Source organism: Bombilactobacillus sp. ESL1197 (assembly GCF_058107145.1).
The window spans coordinates 797983-820652 of sequence record NZ_JBYLTY010000001.1; the positions used below are offsets into that span (position 1 = coordinate 797983).

At 35.9% G+C, this 22670-nt stretch carries 26 protein-coding genes; 15 read left to right on the forward strand and 11 right to left on the reverse strand.

Annotation, left to right across the window (positions count from 1 at the left end):
• The first annotated feature begins 52 nt into the window (after positions 1-52).
• Positions 53-475, forward strand: coding sequence for an OsmC family protein (locus AC3B6B_RS03575; protein WP_489757299.1), 423 nt, complete (start codon positions 53-55; stop codon positions 473-475).
• Positions 476-483: 8 nt separating this feature from the next.
• Here AC3B6B_RS03575 and AC3B6B_RS03580 read toward each other — a convergent pair whose 3' ends face one another.
• The 7 genes from AC3B6B_RS03580 to rlmD all read right to left on the reverse strand — a co-directional run bounded on the left by AC3B6B_RS03580 (position 484) and on the right by rlmD (position 6950).
• Positions 484-759, reverse strand: a complete 276-nt coding sequence (locus tag AC3B6B_RS03580; RefSeq protein ID WP_489757300.1) for a hypothetical protein — start codon at positions 757-759, stop codon at positions 484-486.
• On the reverse strand, positions 756-1094 hold the full coding sequence (locus tag AC3B6B_RS03585; protein ID WP_489757301.1) for a hypothetical protein: 339 nt from the start codon (positions 1092-1094) through the stop codon (positions 756-758). Before AC3B6B_RS03585 ends, AC3B6B_RS03580 begins: the two co-directional genes overlap by 4 nt.
• A gap of 301 nt (positions 1095-1395) precedes the next feature.
• Positions 1396-2652, reverse strand: a complete 1257-nt coding sequence (locus tag AC3B6B_RS03590) for an AbiH family protein (protein WP_489757302.1) — start codon at positions 2650-2652, stop codon at positions 1396-1398.
• A gap of 791 nt (positions 2653-3443) precedes the next feature.
• Positions 3444-4247 (reverse strand): hypothetical protein, encoded by an 804-nt coding sequence (locus tag AC3B6B_RS03595; RefSeq protein WP_489757303.1) that lies wholly within the window; start codon positions 4245-4247, stop codon positions 3444-3446.
• A gap of 28 nt (positions 4248-4275) precedes the next feature.
• Positions 4276-4707: an abortive infection family protein gene (locus AC3B6B_RS03600; protein ID WP_489757710.1), complete on the reverse strand. Its 432-nt coding sequence runs from the start codon at positions 4705-4707 to the stop codon at positions 4276-4278.
• Positions 4708-4719: 12 nt separating this feature from the next.
• Positions 4720-5211 (reverse strand): hypothetical protein, encoded by a 492-nt coding sequence (locus tag AC3B6B_RS03605; RefSeq protein WP_489757304.1) that lies wholly within the window; start codon positions 5209-5211, stop codon positions 4720-4722.
• A 356-nt stretch (positions 5212-5567) separates the two neighbouring features.
• The gene (gene rlmD / locus AC3B6B_RS03610) at positions 5568-6950 is read right to left on the reverse strand and encodes a 23S rRNA (uracil(1939)-C(5))-methyltransferase RlmD (RefSeq protein WP_489757305.1); all 1383 of its coding nucleotides are present in this window, start codon (positions 6948-6950) and stop codon (positions 5568-5570) included.
• An 83-nt stretch (positions 6951-7033) separates the two neighbouring features.
• Between rlmD and recX the strand changes: the two genes are divergently transcribed.
• Both recX and AC3B6B_RS03620 read left to right on the forward strand, forming a co-directional pair.
• Entirely contained in the window at positions 7034-7813 is a 780-nt protein-coding gene (gene recX / locus AC3B6B_RS03615) for a recombination regulator RecX (protein ID WP_489757306.1), read from the forward strand.
• Between the two features lie 66 nt (positions 7814-7879).
• Entirely contained in the window at positions 7880-8416 is a 537-nt protein-coding gene (locus AC3B6B_RS03620) for a DUF402 domain-containing protein (protein WP_489757307.1), read from the forward strand.
• Positions 8417-8467: 51 nt separating this feature from the next.
• Here the strand turns inward: AC3B6B_RS03620 and AC3B6B_RS03625 are convergent, their stop codons facing one another.
• Entirely contained in the window at positions 8468-8929 is a 462-nt protein-coding gene (locus AC3B6B_RS03625; RefSeq protein ID WP_489757308.1) for a hypothetical protein, read from the reverse strand.
• A 416-nt stretch (positions 8930-9345) separates the two neighbouring features.
• Between AC3B6B_RS03625 and AC3B6B_RS03630 the strand changes: the two genes are divergently transcribed.
• The 8 genes from AC3B6B_RS03630 to AC3B6B_RS03665 all read left to right on the forward strand — a co-directional run bounded on the left by AC3B6B_RS03630 (position 9346) and on the right by AC3B6B_RS03665 (position 15835).
• Entirely contained in the window at positions 9346-10923 is a 1578-nt protein-coding gene (locus tag AC3B6B_RS03630) for a peptide chain release factor 3 (protein ID WP_489757309.1), read from the forward strand.
• A gap of 109 nt (positions 10924-11032) precedes the next feature.
• The gene (locus AC3B6B_RS03635) at positions 11033-11368 is read left to right on the forward strand and encodes a PadR family transcriptional regulator (RefSeq protein ID WP_489757310.1); all 336 of its coding nucleotides are present in this window, start codon (positions 11033-11035) and stop codon (positions 11366-11368) included.
• On the forward strand, positions 11340-12011 hold the full coding sequence (locus AC3B6B_RS03640; protein WP_489757311.1) for a DUF1700 domain-containing protein: 672 nt from the start codon (positions 11340-11342) through the stop codon (positions 12009-12011). Before AC3B6B_RS03635 ends, AC3B6B_RS03640 begins: the two co-directional genes overlap by 29 nt.
• Positions 12008-12889, forward strand: coding sequence for a DUF4097 family beta strand repeat-containing protein (locus AC3B6B_RS03645; protein WP_489757312.1), 882 nt, complete (start codon positions 12008-12010; stop codon positions 12887-12889). The genes AC3B6B_RS03640 and AC3B6B_RS03645 overlap by 4 nt, the downstream gene beginning before the upstream one ends.
• 102 nt (positions 12890-12991) lie before the next feature.
• Entirely contained in the window at positions 12992-13387 is a 396-nt protein-coding gene (locus AC3B6B_RS03650; protein ID WP_489757313.1) for a MerR family transcriptional regulator, read from the forward strand.
• Positions 13384-13914: an NAD(P)H-dependent oxidoreductase gene (locus AC3B6B_RS03655; protein ID WP_489757314.1), complete on the forward strand. Its 531-nt coding sequence runs from the start codon at positions 13384-13386 to the stop codon at positions 13912-13914. Before AC3B6B_RS03650 ends, AC3B6B_RS03655 begins: the two co-directional genes overlap by 4 nt.
• Positions 13915-13937: 23 nt before the next feature.
• Positions 13938-14942: an aldo/keto reductase gene (locus AC3B6B_RS03660; RefSeq protein WP_489757315.1), complete on the forward strand. Its 1005-nt coding sequence runs from the start codon at positions 13938-13940 to the stop codon at positions 14940-14942.
• Positions 14943-14971: 29 nt separating this feature from the next.
• Complete coding sequence (locus AC3B6B_RS03665) at positions 14972-15835, forward strand: aldo/keto reductase (RefSeq protein ID WP_489757316.1); 864 nt, start codon at positions 14972-14974, stop codon at positions 15833-15835.
• Positions 15836-15926: 91 nt separating this feature from the next.
• Here the strand turns inward: AC3B6B_RS03665 and AC3B6B_RS03670 are convergent, their stop codons facing one another.
• Positions 15927-18167: an ATP-dependent Clp protease ATP-binding subunit gene (locus tag AC3B6B_RS03670; protein WP_489757317.1), complete on the reverse strand. Its 2241-nt coding sequence runs from the start codon at positions 18165-18167 to the stop codon at positions 15927-15929.
• Positions 18168-18650: 483 nt separating this feature from the next.
• Between AC3B6B_RS03670 and AC3B6B_RS03675 the strand changes: the two genes are divergently transcribed.
• The 3 genes from AC3B6B_RS03675 (at position 18651) to ptsP (ending at position 20972) form a co-directional block, all read left to right on the forward strand.
• Positions 18651-18836, forward strand: coding sequence for a hypothetical protein (locus AC3B6B_RS03675; protein WP_489757318.1), 186 nt, complete (start codon positions 18651-18653; stop codon positions 18834-18836).
• A gap of 136 nt (positions 18837-18972) precedes the next feature.
• Positions 18973-19239, forward strand: a complete 267-nt coding sequence (locus tag AC3B6B_RS03680) for a phosphocarrier protein HPr (protein ID WP_489757319.1) — start codon at positions 18973-18975, stop codon at positions 19237-19239.
• Positions 19239-20972 carry a phosphoenolpyruvate--protein phosphotransferase gene (gene ptsP, locus AC3B6B_RS03685; RefSeq protein WP_489757320.1) on the forward strand — a complete coding sequence of 578 codons (1734 nt, stop codon included), beginning with the start codon at positions 19239-19241 and terminating at the stop codon, positions 20970-20972. Before AC3B6B_RS03680 ends, ptsP begins: the two co-directional genes overlap by 1 nt.
• A 126-nt stretch (positions 20973-21098) precedes the next feature.
• Here the strand turns inward: ptsP and AC3B6B_RS03690 are convergent, their stop codons facing one another.
• Positions 21099-21629: a DapH/DapD/GlmU-related protein gene (locus tag AC3B6B_RS03690; protein ID WP_489757321.1), complete on the reverse strand. Its 531-nt coding sequence runs from the start codon at positions 21627-21629 to the stop codon at positions 21099-21101.
• Between the two features lie 118 nt (positions 21630-21747).
• Here AC3B6B_RS03690 and AC3B6B_RS03695 point away from each other — a divergent pair, with 118 nt between their 5' ends.
• Positions 21748-22164, forward strand: coding sequence for a CopY/TcrY family copper transport repressor (locus tag AC3B6B_RS03695; RefSeq protein ID WP_489757322.1), 417 nt, complete (start codon positions 21748-21750; stop codon positions 22162-22164).
• Positions 22165-22229: 65 nt separating this feature from the next.
• Here AC3B6B_RS03695 and AC3B6B_RS03700 read toward each other — a convergent pair whose 3' ends face one another.
• Positions 22230-22643: a hypothetical protein gene (locus AC3B6B_RS03700; protein WP_489757323.1), complete on the reverse strand. Its 414-nt coding sequence runs from the start codon at positions 22641-22643 to the stop codon at positions 22230-22232.
• Between the last annotated feature and the right edge of the window lie 27 nt (positions 22644-22670).

Here is a 22670-nt window from a genome sequence, read left to right on the forward strand (position 1 = left end):
TTTCCTTGGCTTTTTAATTATCTAGTTTTTAGTAGAAAGAGAAGATGTAAAAATGTTGACAGATATTGCCAAAGCACACACATTATACGAGACAGATGTTTATAATCAAGATGGAATTCAAGGCTATGCTTATGTACCGCATGAGATTAGTGTAGCGGTTAGTGACCCACAAAAGGGTGATGTTCCGGGAACTAATCCTGAACAGTTATTGGGCTTAGCTCTAAGTACTTGTTTCAATGCAACCTTACAGGCTATTGAGTCTGAACAAGGATTAGAGCATCGTGCCAGTGTGAATGTGCACGTGAAAATGATTAAAGCAAATACCGGCTTAGAATTTTTGGTGCAAGCGCGCGTCAATATTCCGGGGGTTAGTCAAGTTCACGCCCAGGAAATGGTTGACCAAGCTGAAAAACGTTGTCCAGTTTCTAAATTATTAAGTGGCAGTCCTAATTATTCTGTCAAATTACTGAATTAGCTTTAGCTTCAGTTGCTACTTTGAGAAATGTAAATTTGATGGCTACGCGGAAATTCGCGCTTAAAAGCCGTTTGCAGTTGGTGTTTTAATTGTCGGTCAGTTAAAGAATAAGTCACCGTCTGGTTGAGATAACCGTGCTCAGTGAGGGTAAGCTGTTGATTAGCAATTAAGATAGTTAAGAAGCGGTCTTTTTTGCGTGTCAAGAGTGTTAAAGTTTGCGCTTGTTTAGTTTTGGTAATTTTTTTAATTAGGGTTGCAGCTTGTTTAATGGGAATACTTTTCATAAACTAACTCCCTTTAAGACTTGCTTTAAGTCGTGGGTAAAGGTGGCCTTTTGGAGTTGACTCGTAATGAAAATCACCTGTACTTGTTTATCGTAGACTGTAAAAGCGATGCGGGCGGAACCAATGGTCCCTAAATTGAGGCGCAATTCGTAACAAGAAGCACCGCCAATTTTTTGTTCTGTGGCAAGTTTGACCTTAGTCATACCAGTCTTAATTTCACGATTGATAGCGCTTGTAATTTTCTGTTGAATTAATTTCTGTTGCCCAGCATGCTTTTTAAAAAAAGGTTTGCATCCATGGCGTTTGAAGCGAACTGTAATATTAGATGGTATCATTACTAAAATCCTTTCTGCAAGAATTACTTTCTTTGTAATACAGTTAAACTTTTTACATGATACGAGATGCTTTGATCAATTACACATTATTGCAATATGTTTGGACAAAAGTCGATTGGAAATTTAGCATTAACTGCGTTTAACACTAAAGTACGAACTTTATTTTAGTGCTTGAATATCATTATGTACAAGCTTCTGACTTTTGGATTACTATAAAAAGAGCAAATGCTTGTCTAAATTTTAGAAAAATATATACCTTAAAAATAGGGTATCAATCGTTTGAGGAAAACTATATTGAAATTTAATCACTTGGTATTACACTGAGTCGATTTTCTAAATTCAACTTATTTACAATATTAATACCATGTGTTTCACTCAAAGTCTTACCATAATTCATAAGCAATTTGTATAAACTACTTATTGCCTTCTGACGATTTAAAAGTTTTTCTTCTTCATTTCTACCAGTGTAATAATAATACTCAACTCTACAATTAGAGTAGTAGAGTTTATTTTCATCAAACAAAGCTTCAAAATAAGAGTAATCTGCTTCACCCAAAGAATGCCCATAAATTGAGATTACGTCTGTATTTGCATAACCTTTTGAACTTCTTACTTCATTTATGGCGTTATCAATTACTCTATACGCTTTGGTGAATGACATTCTAAGATCTGTTTCCTCATTACGAAATATAATATCATGATTGTCAATCCCAAAGATAGGTGCTGGATAATATTGATTTACCCCATGATGAGCTATTCCATGTATATTAGACCAAGACTGCAATCTATTGTCATCTAACTTATCTATAAATCTTTCATCTAAAGAGTAATTAAAACTTAAAACATTAATTTGGTCATTAGTAGTAAAATTTCTCTTATGTTTGTTGTATCTAGAAATCTTATCATATAAGTCAATCGCATTTTTAACATACTCGTCACTAGTACAATTCAAATCAATTTGATTTGAAATAAAATTGCTGAAAATAGATTCGAATTTTTTTAATTCACTAAGTAATTCAGTAGCGATTTCTTCAGGTTTATTTTGTCCCACATATGATAAGTAGTGAATCATTTGTTTAAATGCCTCTTGACCACTTAACGAATTAACACCAATAGTGACTTCTTTTTTATAATCTACCTTAGAACTATACTTTTCGTTCAGAGCTATAGATACTACTTCAAAAATAATTAACTCTACGTCTTGCCATTCATATGTATCTACACTCTTGCCTACACAAACTTCTGAAAAAAGAAAGAACAAATCCCATCTCGTAATATCACTATTTTGAGAAAAATTATTACCTTTGTAATATTTAAAGTAGTCGCAGTCATTATTATCATTTGGAGATAAATTAATTTGATTTCTTACGTCTGAAATAAGCGATAAGATTTTATGCCTTGTTTTAGACAAATCGTTTTTCAAATCTTCAATACGTTCAAAATTTTCTTTCTTCTCACAAAATAACGTTTTAAATCTAACTAGGAAAAAATCATAATACCTACTTTTTAGTCCACAGTGAATATCAAAACCATTTCCTAATACAATCAACTGTTTCACTACTTATACCTTCCTTATTAAGTCCATCAGCGTATCCAAAAACAATAACTTTGACGTAAATTACATTGAATATAACTCTTGCTTGTCTAGATAATAGAAAATTCATACTTTATGATGCAAAATGCTACTTTTTATATACTAGTATTGATTACATTCAGGATTAATTTCTAATTTCAAATAATCTGTATTGACGTTGATTATTCTCGTATCAAATAATTGATAATTGGTTCTGATTTTTACAAAGCCAAATTCCATCATTACTATCAATAGCTGCCTTCCGTTTGTTTTTGCCAAATTTACAATCTAAGTGCAACAAAAAATTATGCCATGGAGATCTAAATTTAAAGTGACCAAATAAAAGTATAGGTAATTATCTATGCCTCAATTTAAGTCTCAACATTATCAATAACGCTCTTCCAAATAAATAATATCAATTTCATGAAAGTAATCAAAAATTTCAAGGGATCAACGATTGATCAGTTAGATTAGCAATTTGAAAAAGTCTGATCCAGGAAGCTAATCAGCATCAAAACTGTAATACCTTTACTCAGTAAAGCAGGACCTGCGTAAGCAAAAAGAGAAAGTATAAAGTTGTGAAAATTGATCAGCAGTAAAAACTGCATAGCATTGACGAGATCAAAAATTAGAAAGTACACTTGGTCTATTTTGATGAACAGCTAGTACGTCTCTTAGTAGAAAGAACCACACCTTTCAATGCTACATGGAGTTTACGTTCAAAGATGGTAAAGTAGTTAAAGTTAATATGTAAATATAATTTGGAAATGCGACACTCAGTTATTTTGGTTTGACTCTGTTTTTAATGCTTCAACATAATATTCATATGAATATTTAATATCATCAAAATTTAAGGAACTATCCAATATTATATAAAAAGTTTTATTGGAACATCCCCTTTTATTATATTTTTTCACCTGCTTTACTAAATAAAAAGCATGATTGCTCATGATTTTATCTTTTAGAATCATGATATTAGTACAGTAGTTAATTTCTTTTGTTGATAAAACAAAATAACTCACATCAAAATACTCATTATCTATGGTGTTCTTAAAATCAATCTTATAACTATATTGAAATATTGAACAAGTTAACTTATAAATTAATATTATTATATTCACAATTATCAAAATACACTCTCCAGTAGAAAGTGTTTTTAAGATGTTTTTTTGATTAAACCATACAAGAATAGAAAGATATATAATGTTTAACGAATAAGCATAATCATATACTAAATATACTATATGATTAAGAGCAGTAGTGCAACTATAGCCAACGACCCTACCATCTACAAATGTTTGTTTTGGTAATTTTATTCCAATTTCTAACATTACAATTATAATCACTATCATAGCAAAACAGGTAGCGGCAATAATAAAAATCGTTTTATCATTAAATAATTGTGTGAAAAATTTTAAAACGACTTGTATAAAATAGTTCTTGCCGAATATTCTTTTTTTAGAATTTAGAAAAAAGTATTTCAAAATATCTAATATAAATAAAATGGAGAAGGTATCTAGGCTTGACTTTTTTAATATTTTTTTAATCTCATTTAAAAAATCACTTACAACTTCTAACACATTGACTCACCTAACTTTTGTAGTAACTCTAATAATTTATTTCTCCATTAGCTTTCTTTTCAACGGATAAAATAAAGTCTGCCATTGTTGTTGCTGCATTTACAGCTAATCGTGCATGATGCTTATCAATAGTCAATCTTCTGCCACCAACACCATGAGAGTCACTATTTTTATTACGCATCTCCGATACAGCCGAAACTATATTTTCTAGTCCAGATAACAAGCGATTTATCCTTTTATCTGCATTTTTGTCCTCATGCATTTTGTATTCGTCTTTAACTTGCTTGTAGAGTTTGTTTATGTTTCCATTATTACTTGGTTGAATTTTTCGCTTTTCAAGTACATAATCAAACGTTTCCTCTAAAATAGTTCTGGCTTGAGTTAAGGCACTGTCATAGTAGCCACTCTCAATATTTGATATAGCCCTATCAGATAGTGATTTTATATAATCACGATCAATAGTTTTTAAATTCTAGATTAAAATTTTAGGAGTAGATGAATTAATTGGAAGGATTAGAACTTTTTGGCCATCTATGATTATTTTATTTCCACCAAAATGAAGTATCGCATTAATTCCCTCTAATGCACTTTCAAATGACTCGTTACGATATCTTTCAAACTCATCTTTATTCAGCTCAGTAACATTAACATTTCGTACGAAGTTTGATTCATCAAATAGATAAGCAAGTATATGAGCTATTTGTCCAGATTGAATACCATAGTCAATAAGATCAAACATATATTGCCATCTAGAATTAGTACCTTCATATTCTAGTGTTGAACCAAACATTTTTGCTATATCATATATTTCAGGACCGCTTAGCCTTGGTAGACCAATTTTTAAATAAAAAAGGTCAAAGTAGGAGCTCGTATTTGTAGACTCAAAATATCCAAACGTTGTATCACCGTCTAAGATTTCTGCAATTCTTTTATCCTTCAATAACCTATATTTTTCAAGATTCATATCAATCATTTTCCTTTTAATAACGAAATCTATATCAAGTATACTACTGTCATTAAATTTGCGACCAGTAAGGTGGAATTATTAAATTGTTGCTGTACACTTGTCAACTCAACTCTCAATGATAAATTAGTTTATTTTCGTATCAGTTATAAATTGTCTCATATCACTTTTAGATTAACTTCTAATCAACATGACTCGTCAAATTGGACAATCACTACACTTAACTATTGAAATAGGACATAGAGTACTTGCTCCTCAAGCGAAAAAATAGAAAAAGTTTACTAATTCCAATTGTTAAAATCAGAATTAATAAACTTTCAATCATCGTTAAATAACGTTATATTAATATTTATTGGCTATTTATCTGTGCGTTCAAGGATTGTGACAGACTCGACATGTGGAGTTTGCGGAAACATATCTAAAGGTTGAATCTTTTTAACATGGTAACTTTTAGTTAACAGACGTAAGTCACGCGCTAAGGTAGAAGGATTACAAGAAACATACAGCAGTTTTTGAGGTCCTTGTTTCACCAGCAATTGAACTAAACTATGTTCTAAACCAGTTCTGGGAGGATCAACAACCAGTCCAGTGGGCTGAATGCCTTGCTGTAACCATTGAGGATATAATTCTGCGGTGGTTCCTAATTGATAATGCGCATTGGTTAAGTGATTGACTTGGGCATTTAAATTGGCGTCGTGGACAGCTTCAGGGATTATTTCACTACCTACAACTTGTTGAACATAAGGTGCGATGCTCAGGCCAATTGTACCAACACCGGCGTAAGCGTCGACAATAATGTCATGGGCTTGAGGGTTAAGGGCTTTTAGAACCAGTTGGTACAACTTTTGTGTTTGTTCGTAATTTAATTGTAGAAAAGCACGGGGAGACAGCAAAAATTGTTGTTGATTAATCACTTCAGGCAGATATTCTTGACCCCAAAGTAGTTTGGTTTCTTCACCCCAAATTTCACTCGTAGTTTTCGGATTATAATTTTGAAAAATTCCTTGGACTTCGGGAATGTCTTGCTGAACTAATTGTAAAAATTGTTTTAATTTTGGAAACTTACGGGAGTGTGTAATTAAAGTTAATTGGACTTCTTGTTGAGCGTGTGATTGCCGCACGACCACCGTTTTAAAAATTCCAGCTTGTTTTTGTTCATCATAAATCGGTAAGTTCAATTGTTCAATAATAGGAACCAAGCGTTGCAACACACTGAGTGTTAATTTACTTTGCGTCGGCATTTGAAGTGAATCAACTACTTGATGTGTGTGGTTTTGATAGAGTCCACAAGTGACGTGTCCGTTCTGGACTTGTAATTGAAATTGGGCTTTGTTACGATAATGCCACGGGTTAGCCATGCCAATAGTTGACGCTAAGAAATAATGTTGGTAGCCGGCTGGTTTGAAGTGCTGTAAGGCTTGCTTTAAGATGGAACGTTTGAATTTTAATTGTGCTGAGTATTTCAGATGGGCCAATTCTAAGCCGCCAACCTGATTGTACAAAGCAGGTGGCTGTAAATTGCGCCAAGAGCTGGGTTTTTGATAAGATAGCAATTTACCGCGTAAAAAATGAGGCTGGATTTGGGTAATTTCACATTGGATTAGTTCATTGGGTAAAGCTTGAGGTACAAAAACTAACTTTTGTTGGTAATAGCCGATACCTTCGCCGTTAATGCCCATTTTTTTGATAATAATTGAAATGGTTTGTCCTATTTGAACAGTTGCTTTTTGATCTTTCAAAATTAGTTTCCTTTAAATTAAATTGTGACCATGATGAAGTTATTAAAGCTAGTATAGCATAGGTGCAGAGGAGATAATAATTCGTGAAAATTACCAAAATTACCGCACAAAAACGTCCGGGACGCTATAATATTTTTTTAGATGACCAGTTTGCTTTTGCTGTAGGCGAAAATGTCTTGATTAAGTTTCATTTAATCAAGGATCAAATGCTAACGCCTGAACAGGTTGAGCAAATACAACAATCGGAACAAAAAGATTATGCGTATAATCAAGCTTTAAATTATTTGAGTTATCAATTACGCAGTACTGCCGAAGTTAAAACTTACTTAAAGCGTCAAGATGTTGACACTTCAACGATTACCGCGATTATTACTAAACTAGAAAAAAATCATTACTTAGATGATTTACAATATGCGGAAAGTTTTGTCCGAACGGAATTTAAAACGACATTAGATGGTCCAAAGAAAATACAACATAAATTGCAACAAAAATACATTGCTCCGACTTTAATTCAGCAAGCGTTAGAACTGTATACCACTGAACAACAAGTAATTAATGCTACGAAATTAGCGCAAAAATGTTGGCATCAAAATCAACAACATCCGCATAAAAGGCGTTTACAAAAGGTCTTACAGCGTTTGATGGCTGCCGGATTTAGTAGTGAGATTAATCAATTAGTTCTGCAAGATTTACCCCAAATAAAAGATGAAGATCAAGAACAAGAATTACTCCAAAAGACGCTGCAAAAATTGTGGCCTCGTTATCAAGCAAAAGATCAAGGGCGCAACAAACTATACGCAGCTTTGTTACGGCGCGGCTTTACAAGTGACCAGATTCGTCCTCAACTCGAAAACTTAAAATAGTTGTGGCATAAACGGCCTAGTTTGATATAATTTAATTGCGTGAGAAAGTGGAAAGCTGGTTCAACTATGCAAGTTCCAAGAGAAGGAGATTACATAGCAATCCAGAGCTATAAGCATAATGGTCATTTGCATCGTACTTGGCGTGATACAATGGTTTTGAAAACTAGTGAAAATGAATTGATTGGTTGTAATGACCGAACTTTAGTAACTGAAAGTGACCATCGGCGGTGGTTTACCCGTGAGCCAGCTTTAGTTTATTTTCACAAACATTATTGGTTTAATATTGTCACAATGTTACGAGAAAATGGTCCATCTTACTATTGTAATTTGGCAACGCCTTTTGTGTTAGACCGTGAGGCTTTGAAGTATGTGGATTATGATTTAGATGTTAAAGTATTTCCGGATGGTGAAAAACGCCTATTGGATGTGGATGAATATGCGGCCCATAAACGAATGTGGCGTTATTCTTCAGAAATTGATCAGATCTTAAAGGAAAGTACGGAAACTTTAATTGATTGGGTTGAAACTAAAAAAGGACCATTTTCGCCCGGGTATGTTGCCTTATGGTATCAAAGATATCAAGAATTATTGCATCGTGCTTGAGGAATTGACTATGTAAATTAAAAAAGCAGGTTTTCCTGCTTTTTTAATACGTTATTTTTGGGAAGAATCAATACTTAAGGTACTGTATTCTAGGTTGGAAGCTAGAATTAAAGAGAGAACTAAGAGGGCAATCAACCATCCCATCAAAGTACCCTGAATGCGATAAGGTTGAAAGAATACATGGATTAACTTAGCTGCGGTAATGGTTAAAATAAAATCAATAATAAAGTTGAGATAAAAATTGGTTAAACTGTAATCAATATTGAAAAAATTAATAATGGTGCGTAGTGAACGATTAGTTGTTTGATGGGTAATAATTTTGATGGGCCGATGAGCAATTGATTTAACCGCGACCATTAAAATTGCACCAATAATTGCACATATAATTAACCGCCACCAACTGTTATAATGATTAACAAGTGCATCATAACCAGTGCCGATTAAAGCGAGACACAAAAGATAAGGTATAATGAATAAGAAAGTGTAAATTACAAAAACTTTTTTATTAGACATAATGAGGTCCTTTCGTTTCTTGATTCAAAGTTAATTTTAGCATTTGTTGTAAAAAAATGGTACGTCAACTACTCCAAAGTCAGAATTGGCGAGCAGAAAAAATGATGGTTAAAATTTAGATGAATATCGTGCTAGAAGGTAGACACTTTGATTTAATAATGACTAAATTTTTTAGTTAAGAACTAATTTTAGGCGTTAGTAACTGAGCTGTTCAGCATTTTTTGCCAGAACTTATTTTTAAAGGAGAACATGATATGTAAACTACAGCAATTAGTAGTCAAAATCATTAATAATAGTGTGAAAGTGCAATTTAAATATCCAATAAGGAGACGCTTGATCTTTGAAAGTAGTTTCTTTTAATGAGTATATTTTTCTTTGCTGTGAAATATAAATATTAATTAATGGAGAGTAATCAAATGAAGCAATCGGATTTAAAACAGGCGGTTAACCAAAGACGGACGTTTGCGATTATTTCGCATCCGGATGCTGGTAAGACCACAATTACGGAACAAATGTTATTATTTGGTGGAGTAATTCGGTCTGCCGGCACGGTTAAGGGTAAAAAAACTGGTAATTATGCAACATCAGATTGGATGGAAATTGAAAAGAAGCGGGGCATTTCAGTCACTAGTTCGGTGATGGAATTTGATTATCAGGGCAAGCATGTTAACATTTTGGACACGCCTGGTCATGAGGATTTTTCCGAAGATACTTATCGGACTTTGATGGCCGTTGATGCTGCGGTGATGGTGATTGATTCGGCTAAGGGGATCGAAGCACAGACCAAGAAATTATTTAAAGTGGTTAAACAACGGGGAATTCCCATTTTTACTTTTATGAATAAATTAGATCGGGATGGTCGTGAACCCTTGGATTTAATTGGCGAATTGGAAGACCTTTTAGATATTGAAGGTTGTGCGATGAATTGGCCGATGGGTAGCGGTAAAACCTTACAAGGATTATATGATTTGAGTAATAATCGGATTGAATTGTATCATCCCAAAAACGCTGATGAGCGCTTTTTACCGTTAGATGATCAAGGACATTTAAGTCCAGAGCAGCCGCTGACGACGGATAGTATTTATCAACAGACTTTAGAGGAAATTGGACTGATTAAGGAAGCTGGTAATGCTTTTGACCCCGGCAAGATTGCTCAAGGTCAACAAACCCCCGTTTTCTTTGGTTCTGCCTTGACCAACTTTGGGGTACAAACCTTTTTAGATCAATTCTTACAATTAGCACCAGCTCCTAGTGAACATCAATTAATTGATGATTCGACAATTGCCGCCGATGATCCGGAATTTTCCGGTTTTGTCTTTAAGATTCAAGCCAATATGAATCCTAAGCATCGTGATCGAATTGCGTTTGTCCGGATTGGTTCCGGAGAATTTGAAAAGGGAATGGATGTCACTTTAAATAGAACCCAGAAACAACTCCGTTTAAATAATGCGACTGAATTTATGTCAGATCAGCGTGAACAAGTAAAGAATGCAGTTGCGGGTGACATTGTTGGTTTATATGATACGGGCAATTTTCAAATTGGCGATACCATTTATGCTGGTAAACGAGCAGTGCAATACCCAGACTTACCACAATTTACGCCAGAGTTATTTATGGACGTCATTCCCAAAAATGTGATGAAACAAAAGTCCTTTCATAAAGGAATGCAACAGTTGGTACAAGAAGGGGCGGTGCAACTTTATCGCAATTACCAAACGGGCGATTATATTTTAGGTGCCGTCGGGCAATTACAATTCGAAGTCTTTAAATTTCGAATGCAAAATGAATATAACACAGAAGTGATTATGAAACCGATTGGTTCCCGGATTGCCCGCTGGATTAATCCCGACCAACTTGATCCGGCTATGTCTTCTAGTCGAAACATTTTAGTCAAAGATTTAGATGATCAACCTTTATTCTTATTTGAAAACCGTTTTGCTGAACAATGGTTTGAAAATAAGTATCCAGATGTGCAATTAACTGCGAAACTCTAATTGAGTCATTTTCGGGTGAAATTTGTAAAAGCATCATTGGCACATTTGTCAATGATGCTTTTTTATCATATAATACTATATGAAATATAACATTAAAGGAGATAGCGTGATGGCAATTCAAGTTCCCACGCGATTATTAGATGGTACGGTTTTATCATTTTTGCGTACCCAAGATTTGTATGGCTACGTTTTGACACAACAAGTACAGGGTATTTTAGATATTTCTGAATCGACGATTTATCCCGTCTTACGACGTTTAAAAAAGAATGGTTATTTGGAAACATATGATCAGCCCTATCAGGGACGTAACCGCCGCTACTATCATTTAACGGCGGCGGGGCAAGAGCTATTTGGTCAGATTCAAGCTGATTGGCAACAGTTTAGTCAACAAATTAATCAGGTAATGGGGGAAGCTCATGAATCCAATCGTGAAAAGTTATCTTGAGGAACTGAAGAACAACTTAACTGCTTTGCCAGTTGATGAAGCTCAAGATGTGATCTTGTTTTACCAAGAATTTATTTTAGATGCTGGTTTTAAAGAACGCTGGCAATTAGATGATGAATTGGGAACGCCCAAACAATTAGCCCATAAAATTTTAGCCGATTATTACTTAGCAGCGGATCCTTTGTTGCCAACAGTTACTGAGCCAGCGGCGCCAATTGCAGCTAAAAAGTCTTCGCGCCATAATTTGCATGTGATTTGGTGGATTGTCTTAGGAATGTTGGCTGCCCCCATTGGAATTCCTGCCATTTTACTTGTGGTGGGCGCCTTTTTAGCAATATTAGTGTTAATCGTTGCATTAGTGGTAATCTTTATTGCAGTTATGTTGGCTTGTTTATTCAGTAGTGTTTTCCTTCTGGTCAAGATTACACCACTTCTAATGACCGCTCATTGGGCAGTGGGGTGCTTTTATCTCGGAATTGCGTTGATGATGTTAGCAATTTTAGTTGGCTTAGGACCGCTGTTAATCAAGTTGATGCGTTATTTGACTAATCGGGGCGTAGTTTTGATTCGTCATTTGGGACAAAAATTTTTGAAAACTAATTATTTTCAAAAAAAATCATTACACCGAGGAGATCAATCATGAAAAAATGGTATCAGACTAGTCTGGCAATCTTTTTATTAGGATTGGTTTTGTTAATTATTGGGGCCTCTAATAATGGTTTTCAGTCCTTAATTAGCCACTCACTAACTGCGAAAGTAACAGTTCTTAGTAATAACAAGAAAGTGCAAATTAAGCGAAAATTACCAGCATTTCAAGAGCTTGCGCTCAATAGTTCCGATACTGATGTACAAATTAAATTAGGTAAAGCTTACCAATTGCAGTTAATTGGTGCTTATAAACAGCCCGTGAAAATCAAACAAAATGGTCAACAGCTGCAAGTCATTACGAAGCAACCGAATTTTAACTTTGTTAATATAGCCGGAACCAAGGCCCCAAAATTAGTGCTGACAGTGCCCAAGAAACATGATCTTCGGCAGTTGCGCTTGCAAACAACCGATTCCAACGTTCAAGTGCAGCAGTTAAAACTGCAACAGTTATTAGTGAAGCAACATGATAGTCACTTAACACTAAAAAACGTTCAAGCTCAGCAAGAAGCACAAACAAAATTGTGGGACTCCAATTTGCGAGTTCAAAATTGTCAATTACCAAGTTGGCGTTGGCAGCTAGCTGATAGTAGCGTGCAGGCCCAACATGTGCAAGCTAATTTACAAGGTCGATTACAGGACTCGCGAGTTAAAATGCAGGATTTACTTTTACAAGATAGTTCGCACTTACAGTTGGCTGATAGTCATCTAAATGTTCAATTGCGCCAACCAGCTATTAATTATCGCATCAAAGGACACGCCACGGTCTTAAAAATTGCTGGTCGGCAAATCCAAAATTACTGGGTTCACCATAGTACAGTTAATTTAGAACAACTAAATTTAAAAGCACAAGATAGTCACATAACATTAAATTAATATTGACTTAAAGTTAACTTTAAGTAATATGATGAAACTAGGATTAAAAATAATCCTAGCTTTTTTGTTAAGTAAGTTAATTTTAGTTTTAGAGGTGATGGTATGAAGGATTTGTCGATAACTGCGGTTAGTCAAAAGTACAATATTACGCCGGCAACGTTGCGTTATTATGAACAAATTGGTTTGTTGCCGCCGATTCCTCGCAAGCCCAATGGTAATCGCTATTATCCGGAAATAATTCAAGATTTAATTGAAATGATCATTTGCTTGCGTAATTCAGGAGTGGCGGTAGAGCCATTAATTGAATATGTTCGTTTAATGCAACAGGGACCCAAGACTTTAAAACAACGTCAAACTTTGTTGGAACAACAGCGTGCCATACTGCAGCAAAAACAAGTCAGTCTTCACAAGTCCATTCAACGTTTGGATCATAAAATTAATTTATACGAAACAGGACAAGTGAAAGAGTATCCCATCTTTAGTCAGGAGGAATCATGAAAACAATAGTTTTATTATTTCATCCGCATTTAACAACTTCACGAGTGAACCGACAATTAAGTCAGGCTTTAACTGCGGATATTGTAGTACGTGATCTGTATCAATTATATCCTGATTTTCACATTGATATTAAAACTGAGCAACAATTGTTGACCGCCAATCAGCGTATTGTTTTACAATTTCCGATGTATTGGTATAGTGCGCCTGCATTGTTGAAACAATGGGAATGTGACGTATTGCAAGGTGACTTTGGTGGTCAAGGCACCGCTTTGGCTGGCAAAGAATTGGTGATTGCGGTTTCTCCGGGAGCTAATAATTATGGCCGTGAGCAATTTGTGCAATATACCGTTAATGAATTATTGCGTTCGTTTCAAGCAACTTGTCATTTGATCAAAATGCAATTCATGCAACCATTTGTGACGTTAGGAGCTTCTAGCTTGAGCGATGCACAGTTACAACAGCAAGCACAAAAATATAATCAGTATCTGCATACCAAACGGTTAGCGCCACTGGCCACTTTTGGTTAAATAAGAATAGGAGATTAATTACAATGCAATATCAAACAATTGGAAAGACCGATATTCAAGTTTCACCCTTGTGTGTAGGAGCCATGAGTTTTGGCAAAGCAGGAACCATGCATGATTGGACGTTGGATGCTGCGGCGACGGAACAAGTGGTTAAACATGCTTTAGATTTAGGAGTCAATTTTTTTGACACAGCCAATGGCTACTCAAAAGGAACTAGTGAGGAGTATTTAGGTCAAGCACTCAAAAAGAATGTTGCGCGGGATCAAGTTGTTATTGCCTCGAAGGTTTATTTTAATCCCGGGCGGTTATCCAAAACAGCCATTCAACATGAAATTGATGGGACGTTAAAACGTCTAGGCACAGATTATGTCGATTTATATTTGGTACACCGGTTTGATTATCAGACTCCGATTGAAGAAACTATGGAAGCTTTAAATGAGTTAGTGACTGCGGGTAAGGTTCGAGCAATTGGTGCTTCTGCCATGTATGGTTATCAATTTCATAATATGCAGTTAGTGGCGCAACAACATGGTTGGGCACAATTTCAAGCTATGGAAAACCACTATAATCTGTTATATCGTGAAGACGAACACGAATTGATTCCAATTTGTCAACAATATGATGTATCCTTAATGCCATATAGTCCGTTGGCCGCCGGCCATTTGGCACGTTCCACATGGCAAGGTGATACTTTACGAGCCAAGACAGACCGGGTAGCAGTGGGGAAGTATGATCGGATGGAAGCCGAAGATGTCAAAATCGTGCAACGGGTGCATGAGTTAGCTGATAAATATCAGGTTACTATGGCACAAATTGCAATTGCTTGGCAATGGGCTAAAGGTGTGACAGCACCAATTATTGGAGCTACCAAAGCACGGCATTTTGATAGTGCCGTCCAAGCTTTAGATGTTCAACTGACCCCAGAAGATGTGCAATATTTAGAAGAACCGTATGTTCCGCACCCAATTGTGGGCGCGATTGATCAAAATCCCCCTGAGGGCGTTGTGTTATTAGATGAAAAGAAATAATTGTATCTAAATAAGAAAGCTGTGATCAGATGAAAACAGTTGAGCTAGCTAATGGTGTGCAAATGCCGCAGGAAGGTTTTGGTGTCTTTCAAGTTGCTAATAAGGACTGTGAGCAAGTTGTTTTAAAAGCTTTGAATACCGGTTACCGGTTATTAGACACCGCTAGTAGTTATCAAAATGAAACCGCAGTGGGGCGAGCATTGCAAAAAAGTTCCGTTCCGCGACACGAGATCTTTTTGACCACTAAAGCCTATATTCCGGAGATGGGTTATCAGGCCACGCTAACGGCATTTGAAAAGTCTTGTCAAAAATTAGGCACAGATTATTTGGATTTATATTTAATTCATATGCCGCTAGCTGATTATTATGGTTCTTGGCGAGCAATGGAGCAGTTGTACCAACAAGGCCGTATCCGAGCAATTGGCGTATGCAATTTTTCAACAACTAATTTATTGGACTTAAGTTTTAATTTTGACATTCAACCAATGATTAATCAGATTGAAACGCATCCACTATTTCAGAGAACTGCAGAGCTTGATTTTATGAGGCAACAACGAATTCAACCCGAAGCGTGGGCACCTTTTGCGGAAGGTCGACAAGACATTTTTCACGAGCAATGTTTGCAAACAATTGCTTCACGGCATCACAAGTCAACAGCGCAAGTGATCTTGAGATGGAATATTCAACGAGGCGTAGTTATTATTCCTAAGTCGGTTCATGAAAAACGAATGCAAGAAAATTTAGATATTTGGGACTTTACATTAACTGATTCAGAAATGAAAGAGATTACCAATATGGACTTGAAACATCCACAAATGTTAGATTTAAACCAAATTAGTGAAGTACGTCGCGTTTATGATTATTTAAATCATCCAGTTTTGACCAGTCTCTAAAAACTTTAATGTTTGAAATATAGAAATATGTAAAAAAAGCGAACCAATCTTTCAACTGATTCGCTTTTTTAGTAACTATAATTAAAGCTGCTTATTTTTTCGACTGCTCTTGATTGTCATCATCGGAAGAAGTCTTTGTCTTATTTTCAGCAGTTTTTTTAGTTTCACCATTATTAGTTTCAATTTTAATGTTGTCATTGTCTAACACTGCTTTAAGATGCTTTTCCTTAGGATGATCAAGATAATGGTCGGCCACACGATCTTCAATTTGTTCTTGAATGACCCGCCGTAAAGGACGAGCACCCAAGGCTGGATCGTAACCTAAATCCACAATCTTTTCTTTGGCAGGTTGGGTAACTTCAATATCTAAACCTTGATCAGCAATCATTTTGTTAGTGTCTTGAATCATTAAGTTGACAATCTTTAATAAGCTGTCCTTAGATAACGGATCAAACTCAATAATGCCGTCGAACCGATTTAAAAATTCAGGTTTAAAGTAATTGCCTAATTTGTCTAATACGGAATTAGTGGTGCCATTGGCCTCAGCACCAAAGCCAACGCTGGCTTCACTTTCACCTTGCCCAGCATTCGACGTCATAATAATGATGGTGTCTTTGAAGCTGACAGTACGTCCTTGAGAATCGGTCAAACGGCCGTCATCTAAGATCTGTAAAAACATATGCATAACATCCGGATGAGCTTTTTCAATTTCATCTAATAAAATTAAACTGTACGGATGCCGCCGGACTTGTTCAGTTAATTGTCCCGCTTCTTCATAACCGACATACCCTGGAGGGGAACCAATTAATTTAGAAACGCTGTGCTTTTCCATGTATTCCGACATGTCAAAGCGAATCATGGAATCTTCACTACCAAAGAGTTGGCGTGCTAATTGTTTAGCCAATTCGGTTTTACCAACGCCAGTCGGTCCTACAAAGAGGAAGGATCCAATTGGCCGTCCCGTTTTGTTAAAACCAACTCGATTACGGCGAATTGCCCGACTAACTTGTTCTACGGCTTTATCCTGACCAATGACATGAGCTTCAAGTTCAGGTGTTAAGTTGCGCAATTGTTCTTGTTCTTGCGCCTTTAATTCACCAACGGGGATATTAGTTTTTTCTTCCACGATACTTTCAATATCTTTTTCAGTTACCTTGGGTTCTTTTTCAGTATCGGTTTTATTATCACGAACATTTTCGAGCTTTTTGGTTTGATCGCGGTAAAAAGCAGCTTTTTCATAATCTTCTTGTTTTAAGGCTGCTTGCTTATTAGCCTCCGCCGCTTTGATTTTTTTCTCAATTTCTTTAGGATCAACAGGATTTAAAGTAAGATTTTTTCGTGAACCAGATTCATCTAATAAATCGATAGCTTTATCAGGTAGAAAACGATCTTGAATATAACGATCTGATAATACCGCTGCCGCTTTAATCGCTTCTGGGGTATATTTGACATGATGATAAGCTTCGTACTTTGGTTCAATGCCCTTTAAAATTTGCAGAGTCTGTTCAACACTAGGTTCATTGACTTCGACTGGTTGTAAACGTCTAGCTAAAGCAGAGTCTTTTTCAATTTGCCGATATTCATTAAAAGTTGTCGCACCAACTAATTGCAATTCGCCACGTGCTAAGGCGGGTTTTAAGACATTACCAGCGTCCATACCGCCTTCAGCATTACCAGCACCGACAATTTCGTGAATTTCATCAATAAAGAGAATAATGTTTTTGTTACTTTGCAATTCTTTAATCAATTCTTGCATGCGTTGTTCAAATTGCCCCCGCACGCCAGTTCCTTGAACTAAAGAAACGACATCCAAGCGAATGACACGTTTATCTTGTAATTTTTCCGGAACTTCGCCATCGACAATTTTTTGGGCTAATCCTTCTACAACGGCAGTTTTACCAACCCCAGCTTCACCGATTAAAACGGGATTATTTTTAGTACGCCGATTGAGAATTTCAATGACACGTTCAATTTCTTTATCACGACCAATCACTGGATCGATTTTCCCGTCCTTCGCTTGAGCAGTAAGATCGACCCCAAATTGGGCTAAAATACTATTTCCATTATTATTGTTACCGCCACTACGTTGGCTTTGTGCGGACATTTGTTGCTGACGACGCATTTCTTGTTGTGGATCTATGGCGCCAAATAGAGAACTAAGATCTCCAAAGCCAAATGGATCGTTATTCATATTTGAATTACCTCCCATCGCTTGTTGCTCACGCAACTTTTGATAACAACTTTGGCATAAATTTACTTCTGCGCGTTGTCCATTAACACTAGTGTAGAGATGGATAGTTGCTTCATTCTTATGACAGTTTTGGCAAAGCATTAACTACATTCCACCTTTCTGAAGAAGAATTTAGATCAATTTTCAAACCGTTGAATTGAATCGTGAAGTTCAAACCACAACTGTCTTCAAAAGAAAACACTTGTTAAGTGAAGTTGAGACATAAAGAAAATATTCATATTTAATATAAATATTTTTTCTTTATGGTGCTCTGAAAATCAGAATTTGGGGCTGAACTACATCGAACAATCAAGTAAAAGTTCATACTTCATGTTGGATGCAGTTGGTACTCAATTTCTGAATAACTTTGTCCCAACCGTACTTATTGAGTTTTACTTCAGGAGTGTTTGACGATTGAGTACTAATTATTAGTACAATGTGAATTATACAATTAGCACTCTCAACATGCAAGTGCTAAAAACAAAAAAATGAATTTTTTGTTTAAAAATACTTGACTTTACATGTTGAACACAGTATATAAGGAATGATTTAGTTATTAAAGTATTTTGCATTGTGAGGTAGAAAATGGATTACGAACAAGAAATTTTAGATTTAATTGCTGGCAAAATTGATCAAATAGAAGTTGATAGTGAACATTTTTTTGAATTTAATCAAGCGTGGCTAAATTGTCCTCAACATAAACAAATTATTGGTTCTGCACATCGAAATGGGCGTGTCACATATAAATTTTCTGAAAACGGAAGCAATTAGTTATTAAGGCTGATGGCTTCGGAATTTTATTGGAAAAAACTTGCCTTGTATTTTGAATAATGGTAATGTAGTTTTGATGTTAAGTTAACCCTTTTCACTCAAAATGAAAATTAGGCTTAAAGAGAGGTTATTAAATATGGAAAAGAAAGATTTTCACGTAATTGCAGAAACCGGAATTCATGCACGTCCTGCAACAATGTTAGTACAAGCAGCTAGCAAGTTTAGCTCTGACATTAACTTAGAATATGATGGTAAGACAGTTAATTTGAAATCTATTATGGGTGTGATGTCTCTTGGTGTTGGTCAAGGCGCTGATGTAACGATTACCGCTGATGGTGATGATGCTGCTGAAGCAATCACTGCTATTTCCGAAACCATGACTAAAGAAGGACTTTCAGACTAATGACGAAGACTTTAAAGGGAATTGCTGCCAGTGATGGTTTTGCGAATGCACCGGCTTATTTATTGGTGCAACCTGATTTATCCTTTAAAAAGCAGACAGTGACTGATACAACAGCTGAAGCAGAACGCTTGCAAGCTGCGATCAAGCAATCTGATGCTGAATTGACAACAATTAGAGATGCTGCTAAAGAGGCTTTGGGTGAAGAAGAAGCTCAAGTTTTCGATGCCCACAAAATGATTTTAGCTGATCCCGAATTTACGGGTGCAGTTGCTCAACAAATTAAAGACGATAAAGTTAATGCTGAACAAGCTTTGAGTGATGTTTCTAACAAATTTATCGCCATGTTTGAAGCGATGACTGATAATAAGTACATGCAAGAACGGGCGGCTGATGTACGCGATGTTTCGAAGCGCGTTATGAGTCATTTATTAGGGGTTGAATTACCTAATCCGGCCTTGATTGATCACGAAGTTATTATCGTTGCACACGATTTAACGCCAAGTGATACAGCACAGTTAAATAAAAAGTATGTTAAAGCTTTTATTACTGATATCGGCGGACGGACTGCGCACTCAGCTATTATGGCACGTTCGTTGGAAATTCCGGCCATTGTGGGTACAGATACGATTACTGCGGATGTTAAGTTAGGCGATGAATTAATTGTTGATGGTGTTCACGGTGATGCTGTCATCAACCCTAGCGCTGACGACGTTAAACACTACCAAGATTTAGCTGATCAGTATGCTGAAGAAAAAGCAGAATGGGCTAAGCTCAAGAGTGCTCAGACCGTGACTGCTGATGGGAAGCATTTTGAAATTGCAGCTAATATTGGAACACCAAAAGATTTAGCTGGTGTCAAGGCCAATGGTGCGGAAGCAATTGGCTTGTATCGGACTGAATTCTTGTATATGGATTCTGCCGAATTACCATCTGAAGACGATCAGTTTGAAGCTTATAAAGAAGTTTTAGAAGGTATGGATGGTAAACCAGTTGTTGTACGGACAATGGATATTGGTGGTGATAAACATTTACCATATCTACCATTGCCTGAAGAAATGAATCCGTTCTTGGGTTATCGGGCTATTCGAATTAGTTTGGATCGTCAAGATATTTTCCGGACACAATTACGGGCTTTGCTACGCGCTTCGTCTTATGGCAAGTTGCGGATTATGTTCCCAATGATTGCTACTCTTCAAGAGTTCCGTCAAGCTAAAGGTATTTTACAAGAAGAAATGGATAAATTAACTGCTGAGCAGATTCCATTTGATGCCAATTTAGAAGTTGGAATCATGATTGAAATTCCAGCAGCGGCCGTTTTAGCAGATCAATTTGCTAAAGAAGTTGATTTCTTTAGTATTGGAACGAATGATTTGATTCAATATACTATGGCTGCTGACCGTGGTAATGAACATGTTTCTTATCTTTATCAACCATACAACCCGTCTATTTTACGCTTAATTAATCATGTGATTAAAGCGGCTCATCAAGAAGGCAAATGGGTTGGTATGTGTGGTGAAGCAGCTGGCGATTCTGTCATGGTACCATTATTGTTAGGTATGGGCTTAGATGAATATTCAATGAGTGCTACTTCCATTTTACGAGTACGTTCATTGATGAAGCATCTGGATACGACAGAGTTATCAGACTTAGTTGATCAAGCTTTGAATGTTTCCTTAAGTAATGCGGATAATGAAAAGTTAGTTAACGATTTTGTTGCGACACATCGTAAGTAATTATTTAATTAATAGCAAATAAAAAACTAGGATCAAGTTGAGACTACGTAATTGTAGAGAACAACTTTTGGCCTAGTTTTTTTATTTGATCGAATTAGCAAGTGGGAAACAATTAGATGTGAAACCTTACAATGTTTTGATGATTTTAGCCGGAACGCCAGCAACCATTTGATTGGCAGGTACATCATGATTAACTACTGCACCAGCAGCAACAATAGAATTTTCGCCAATGGTCACACCCGGTAAAATGGTAGCATTGGCACCAATCCAAACGTTTTTTTGTAGATGAATAGGTTTTAAATCTAAAATATTTCTTTGACTAGGATCGGTTAAATGGTTTACAGTAATTAATGATGCTCGGGGTCCAATCATGACATAATCTTCTAAAAAAATACCACCCAAATCAGTAAACATTACGCCGGTATTAATAATAATATTTTTACCAAAATGGATATTGCCTCCAAAGTCCGTATAAAAGGGCAATTTCAAGGAGACACTGTGATCAACTGTGTGGCCGGTAATTTTACATAAATATTTATGAATCTCTTGTTGAGATCTTGAACCGGTATTTAATTCTTGTACTAGTTGCATGTTACGGTCAATTGCAGGCCGGTAAGTTGCTTGATATTCAGGAGTGGTAAAATCTAATAGTGACATCGCAATATCCTTTTTTACAGGCTATTATAATTGTTTAAGGAACTATTGCAAGTTAATTATGAGACTATGAGAGCGCCAGCTTGTTAATTGACAATGATAATTTGAAGGAGAAAAGTTAATGGAGAGTATTTCCAATTCAGAATGGGAAGTCATGCGGGTGTTATGGACTTTAAAATCGGCATCAGCTAATGAAATCGTACTTAACTTGGAGCAAACTAAGTGGCAACCTAATACCATTAAAACCTTGATTACGCGCTTAACTAAAAAGCAGGTAGTGGGGGTTGATAAGTCGCATCGTCCGCAAATTTATTATCCGTTAGTTCAAGAAGAACAAATGATGAATCAAGCAGTTGTTGATTTGTTTCAGCATCTTTGCGCAATGAAGCAGGGAGCGGCATTAATTAATTTGGTGAAGCAAATTAATTTGAGCCAAGCAGATCTTCAAACACTAAAACAATTATTGTCACAAAAAGAAAAGACCGCGCCACAGACAATTGCTTGTAATTGTTTAAAGGCTGAACATTGTACACAGTAATTAACGCAGAATTTAATTAGCAGAACAGCTGGTATATTTGACAATTAATTGTTTTTACTTTGATGTCACTGTCCAACTTGGAGATAGCCGGTTAAAGAAGCATTGAGTTGCTTGACGGAAATATTTAGTAATTGACTGACTGTTTGTAAAATTTGAGGATGTGAGGTAATAATTAACAGTTCTGGTTGTTCAAGTTGTTGGTACAAGATACTATGACTAGGTAATTTGACTGCTTGATTAATTAAAAGTGCCCGATTGTCTGTATTTAACTGCATAAAAGCCAAGTAAAAGTGTGTTGCAATGGTGAGCTTAGCTTGTGGAAATACGGTTTGCCAGACATTTTTTTGTGTCGGTGCGACATTTTTTTGAATTAATAAATAATCATGCGGGTGTTGCACATTATGTGCAAATAGACTATTCTGATTCAAATATGTGGTTAAAAAGGATTGCGTACCAAAAATTAATTTAATGTTGGACATATTAATTCTCCTTATGAGGTGTAAATA